The organism is Mycobacterium sp. 1423905.2, assembly GCF_001673155.1.
Lineage (GTDB): Bacteria > Actinomycetota > Actinomycetes > Mycobacteriales > Mycobacteriaceae > Mycobacterium.
In genome coordinates this window covers 1-5,479 of sequence record NZ_LZLE01000094.1, presented here as the reverse complement: position 1 = coordinate 5,479, position 5,479 = coordinate 1, and the positions used below count along the sequence as shown (strand labels likewise).

Annotated in this window: 6 protein-coding genes; 2 read left to right on the top strand and 4 right to left on the bottom strand. The window is 66.9% G+C overall.

The window, feature by feature from the left end; translation table 11 throughout:
- Both A9W95_RS05100 and A9W95_RS05095 read left to right on the top strand, forming a co-directional pair.
- The coding region (locus A9W95_RS05100; protein ID WP_216638133.1) for an MmpS family transport accessory protein at positions 1-516 on the top strand (516 nt) is incomplete at its 5' end.
- On the top strand, positions 516-1,163 hold the full coding sequence (locus A9W95_RS05095) for a DUF2561 family protein (RefSeq protein ID WP_067409518.1): 648 nt from the start codon (positions 516-518) through the stop codon (positions 1,161-1,163). The genes A9W95_RS05100 and A9W95_RS05095, both read left to right, overlap by 1 nt.
- Positions 1,164-1,241: 78 nt before the next feature.
- Here the strand turns inward: A9W95_RS05095 and A9W95_RS05090 are convergent, their stop codons facing one another.
- The 4 genes from A9W95_RS05090 to A9W95_RS05075 form a co-directional block, all read right to left on the bottom strand.
- The gene (locus tag A9W95_RS05090; RefSeq protein ID WP_067409517.1) at positions 1,242-2,981 is read right to left on the bottom strand and encodes a cytochrome bc complex cytochrome b subunit; all 1,740 of its coding nucleotides are present in this window, start codon (positions 2,979-2,981) and stop codon (positions 1,242-1,244) included.
- Positions 2,978-4,213 (bottom strand): ubiquinol-cytochrome c reductase iron-sulfur subunit, encoded by a 1,236-nt coding sequence (locus A9W95_RS05085; protein ID WP_067409516.1) that lies wholly within the window; start codon positions 4,211-4,213, stop codon positions 2,978-2,980. Before A9W95_RS05085 ends, A9W95_RS05090 begins: the two co-directional genes overlap by 4 nt.
- Positions 4,210-5,067 carry a c-type cytochrome gene (locus A9W95_RS05080; RefSeq protein WP_067409519.1) on the bottom strand — a complete coding sequence of 286 codons (858 nt, stop codon included), beginning with the start codon at positions 5,065-5,067 and terminating at the stop codon, positions 4,210-4,212. The genes A9W95_RS05085 and A9W95_RS05080 overlap by 4 nt, the downstream gene beginning before the upstream one ends.
- A gap of 40 nt (positions 5,068-5,107) precedes the next feature.
- Positions 5,108-5,479 (bottom strand): heme-copper oxidase subunit III (locus A9W95_RS05075; protein WP_067409515.1); only part of this gene is annotated, 372 nt, incomplete at its 5' end.

Here is a 5,479-nt window from a genome sequence, read left to right as displayed (position 1 = left end):
CAACCGCATCACCGTCGCTCAGGAACACGCCGCCACCGCGATCAACGATCGGGTGATCGCCGCGCTCCCCCACCACCACCGACCACGACAGAGCCACCCACAGCGACGGAGACCCAGACAGTGACCGTGACCCCGGCGCCACCCCCACCACCGGCGCCGGCGCCCGCGCCGTCGACCGCGGCACCACCACCGGCCTCCAGCCCGTCGGCGGCCGCGCCGCCGCCACCGCCCACAACGCCGGCCGGGCCGCGCCAAGTCACCTACACGGTGACCGGCACCAAAGCGCCCGGCGACATCATCTCGGTCACCTACGTCGACGCTTCCGGCCGGCGGCGCACGCAGCACAACGTCTATATCCCGTGGTCGATCACCGTCACCCCGATCTCCAACTCCGACGTCGGGTCGGTCGAGGCCTCCAGCCTCTTCCGGGTCAGCAGGCTCAACTGCTCCATCACCACCAGCGACGGAACGGTGTTGTCGTCCAACAGCAATGACGCCTGGCAGACGAGCTGCTGATGGTCGGTCGATACTCCTCCTACCGGCGCGGCCCGGATCCCGTGGTCCCGCCGGACCTCATCGACCGCATCATGATCGGTGTCTGCGCCGCAATTTGGCTGGTGCTGGTCGGCGTCGGGGTGGCCGCCATCGTCGCCCTGGCCGATCTCGGCCAGGGGTTCCACAAGGCGTCCGGCGGTTCGCACACGACGTGGGTGTTGTACGCGGTGATCATCGTGTCGGCGTTGATCATCGCCGGGGCCATCCCAGTGCTGCTGCGAGCGCGCCGGGCCGCGCCCGAGCAGCCGATTGTGCGCTCCCCGGCGCTCCAGGGACGGACTCTGGGGCGCCAGTCGCTGCGGGCCGGGCGTCCGGGGCCACGCGCTGCGGCCGAGCCGGCCCGCCGGGGGACGGTCCGGGCCGTCCCGGCGGACGGGAATTGGTCGGGCGAGGCAGTGGACCGGATGTGGCTGCGCGGGACGGTGGCGCTGACCGCGGCCATCGGCACCGCCTTGATCGGGGTCGGGGCGGCGACCTACCTGATGGCGACCGGTCACGACGGTGCGGCTTGGGTGGTCTACGGTTTGTCCGGCTTGATCACCGTGGCCATGCCGGCGATCGAGTGGCTCTACGTTCGCCAGCTACGCGCCGCGCACGCCGAGCACTGACCCGGCTTTCCTGCTGAAACGACTCAGGGCGGGAGCCCGGTGTGGGTCCCGCCCTGAGTTCATTTCGAGGCGTTGCGGTTAGTGGTGATCGCCGTTGCGTGAGCCGTTCGAGCCACCGTGGCCCTTGTGTGAACCGTTGTGTGAGCCGTTGGAGCCGTTGCCGTTCAGGCCCTCCTGATACTCGCGCAGCGCGGTCAGCGCGCGCCGTTCGCCGCTGTGCTGGGCTTCGCGCAGCGCGGCGTCTTCCGACGCCGGGTCGGCGCGCAGGAAGCTGCCCATACCGGGCGAACCGCCGGAACCCAGCTTGTTCATCCGCTTCGGCAGCGCCCCGCCCTGGTACTCCAGCGGGATCGGGTGGCCGTGGTCGTCGACCGGTCCCAGCGGCTGATGCAGCTCGATGTAGGCACCGTGCGGCAGCCGCTTGATGATGCCGGTCTCGATGCCGTGCTCGAGTACCCCACGGTCGCTGCGTTGCAAGCCGACCGCCCACCGGTAGGCGATGAAGTAGACGAACGGCGGCAGCACCACCATGCCGATGCGGCCGATCCACGTGGTGGCGTTCAACGAGATGTGGAACTTCCACGCGATGATGTCGTTCATCGCCGCCAGCGTCAGCACCATGTAGAAGGCAATCGCCATGGCGCCCACCGCGGTGCGAACCGGTGCGTCACGCGGCCGTTGCAGCAAATTGTGGTGCGCGTAGTCGCCGGTGAACCGCTTCTCCAGGAAGGGGTAGACGATCAGCAGGATGAAGATCAGTCCCATGATCAGCGCCACCCATACCGGGGCCGGGATGGTGTGGTGCCAGAAGTAGAACTCCCACGGCGGCCAGATACGGGCCAGGCCTTCGGTCCACATCATGTAGAAGTCCGGCTGCGAGCCCGCCGACACCTGAGATGGCTTGTAGGGGCCCAAATTCCAGATCGGGTTGATCTGCAGTAGACCGCCCATCAGGCCCAGCACGCCGACGATCGCGGCGAAGAAGGCGCCCGACTTGACCGCGAACACCGGCATGACGCGCACGCCGATGACGTTGTGCTCGGTGCGGCCCGGCCCGGGGAACTGGGTGTGCTTCTGGAACCACACCATGGCCAGGTGCAGACCGATCAGCGCCAGGATGATCCCAGGCAGCAGCAAAATGTGCAGCGCGTACATGCGGGGGATGATGACACCTGCCTGGGCGCACTCGTATCCGATGCCGCCACAGGGGAAGTCACCGCCGAACAGCGCCCAGTGCAACCAGGTCCCGATGACCGGCATGCCCAAGGTGATCGACGACAGCGCGGCGCGCAGGCCGATGCCGGACAGCAGGTCGTCGGGCAGCGAGTAGCCGAAGTAGCCCTCGAACATCGCCAGGATCAACAACAGGGCGCCGATGACCCAGTTGGCTTCGCGAGGCCGCCGGAACGCGCCGGTGAAGAAGATGCGGGCCAGGTGCACCATGATCGATGCCGCGAAGATCAGCGCCGCCCAGTGGTGTACCTGCCGGACGAACAACCCGCCGCGCACCTCGAAAGAGATGTCCAGAGTCGATGCGTAGGCCTTGGACATCTCCACCCCGCGCAGCGGCTGGTAGGCGCCGTTGTAGGTGACGTCGGCCATGGACGGGTCGAAGAACAGCGTCAGGTACACACCGGTGAGCAGCAGGACGATGAAGCTGTACAGCGCGATCTCGCCGAGCAGGAACGACCAGTGCGTCGGAAAGACCTTGTTGAGCTGCCGCCGGACCGCCGCCGACGGGTGATAACGGGTGTCGATGTCCTCGCCTTGGCGGGCCAGGACGTCGCCGATTTTTGGGGGACGAAGTTTTGGACTCATGATGTTGTGCGCTCCCAGAATGCGGGTCCCACGGGTTCGCGGAAGTCGCCGTTGGCGACGAGATACCCGTTTGAGTCAATTGTGATGGGTAATTGCGCCAACGCGCGGGCCGCCGGACCGAAGATCGGCTTGGCGAAGTGCAGCGCGTCGAACTGCGACTGGTGGCACGGGCACAGGATGCGGTACGACTGCTGCTCGTACAGCGATGCCGGGCATCCCAGGTGCGAGCAGATCTTCGTGTAGGCGAACAACTCGCCGAAGTTGAAGCTTTCCTGGCCCTGACGTTTGACCACGCGGCCGACGTCGGAGGGCTTGATCCGAATGAGCATCACCGGGTTGCGGATGCCCATCGCGATCGCCTGCAATTTCTCCCGCGATTCGACGGTGGTGCCGTCGCCGTCGGATTCGCGCCAGGGGAAGACGGTTTCCATGCCGCCGGCCTCGATGTCCTCGGGGCGCATCCGGACGAAGGGTGCTCCCGCGTAGGACCCGGTGGAGCGGGCCAGAAAGATCGTCTCGCCCTTGTAGCGGGGAGTCCAACCCGACGTCCACAAGACGGCCTTCTTGCCCTCGGCGGTGGAGACCACCGGCTTCCACGGGTTCTTGATCAAGCCGCCGGCAAACGCGACCAGGGTGCTCAGGCCGAAGGCGCCCAGGCCCATGCCCAAGGACAACCCGATCAGCTTGCGCCGTCGCACCGTGGAGCTGTCCAGCGCGTCGGTGAGGTTGGCGACCACCGTCTTGCGGTCGACTTCCCGCGAGGCGCCGTCGTGGCGTTCCTGGATCGAAATCTCTTCCGGGATGAACTTTTTCTGGAACTGCACCGCGCCGATGGCGATGGCCAGAATGGACAGACCGAAGGTCAGCCCATACAGCGGCGTGGCCAGCGAATACCAGAAGTTGCCCGGGTCTTCCCTGGTCTTGTACTCCCACGGCCAGAACAGGAAGACCAGCAGCAGCGCGAGTCCGAACAAGCCGCCCAGCAAAAGCCACACCGCAACCGAGCGCTCGGCGCGTTTCTCGGCGCGGGTGCCTTCGACCGGCCAGCGCAGCTCCTTGTAGACGGTGTTGACGCCGTCCATGCGGCCGCCGAGCTGCACCAGTTCCCGGGTCGACATGGCGGCCAGCGCCGCGTCGTCGGGTTCGTCGTGCGTGCCGACGTTGGCGCCGGTGTCGGTATCCGAGCCGACGTCGGCCTTCGCGCGGTTCTTGATGTCAGCGTCGTCGCTCATGCTCGAGCCCCAATCCACAATGCCAAACCGATCGCGGCCACCATCCCGATGATCCACGCCGCCATGCCCTCAGGAGCGGGTCCGAAGCCACCGAGGCCGTAGCCACCAGGCTGCCGCTCCTCCTTGACGCTCCGGATGTAGGCGATGATGTCCTTCTTCGCCTCGAAGGACAGCTGGCCGTCGCCGAACTTCGGCATGTTCTGCGGACCGGTCAGCATGGCGGTCAGAATCTGCTGTTCGTTGGCCTCGATGTTGGGCGCGTACTTACCCGACGACAGCGCCCCGCCCTGCCCGGTGAAGTTGTGGCAGGAGGCGCAGTTCAGCCGGAACAGGTCGCCACCGCGGCCCAGGTCGTCCCCGCGCAGCGAGTGCTGGGCGATGCTGCCGTCGGGATTGCGCACCACGGTCGGGCCGCCGCCGATGGACTGCACGTAGGCGCCCAGCGCGTCGATCTGGGCCTCGTCGAAGATCGGCTCTTTACGGGGGGCCTGCGCCTCTCCGCGCATCGCGGGCATGCGGCCGGTAGAGACCTGGAAGTACACGGCCGCTTCGCCGACGCCGATCAGGCTGGGCCCGTGATCGGGGACACCTTGCAGGTTGGCGCCGTGGCAGGACACGCACGAGGTGTCGAAGAGTTGCTTGCCGGTGCGCAGCAGGGCCGAGCCGGACTCGTCGGCGACGGCCACCTGCGGCGTGGGGGTCAGAACCGCGGCCAGCCCGCCGGCGATGGTCAGCGCTATAAGCAGCAGCAATCCACCCGACAAGCGTCGGCGCAGCCGCCGCCGCGCGCGATCGCTGAGCCGGGCCGAGGGCCGGCTTTGCCTACCGGATCGGGTAGACCCCAAGTTCTTCAACCGAGCACTCCTGTTCATAGCTGTATTCGGAGCCGCGAGCTCATCGGATGAAATAAATGACGGTGAACAGCGCGATCCACACGATGTCGACGAAGTGCCAGTAGTAGGACACGACGATGCTGGCGGTGGCCTGCGCGGGAGTGAACTTGCTCATCCCGGTGCGGGCCAGCAAGAAGATGAAGGCGATCAACCCGCCCGTCACGTGCAGCCCGTGGAAGCCGGTGGCCAGGTAGAACACGGTGCCGTAGGCGCTGCCGGGAATGGTGGTCCCGTGCGTGACCAGGTGGAAGTACTCGTAGGCCTGGCCCAGGATAAAGAACAGGCCCATCAGGAACGTGATCACGTACCAGCGGCGCAGCCCGAACACGTCGCCGCGTTCGGCCGCGAACACCCCCATCTGGCAGGTGAACGA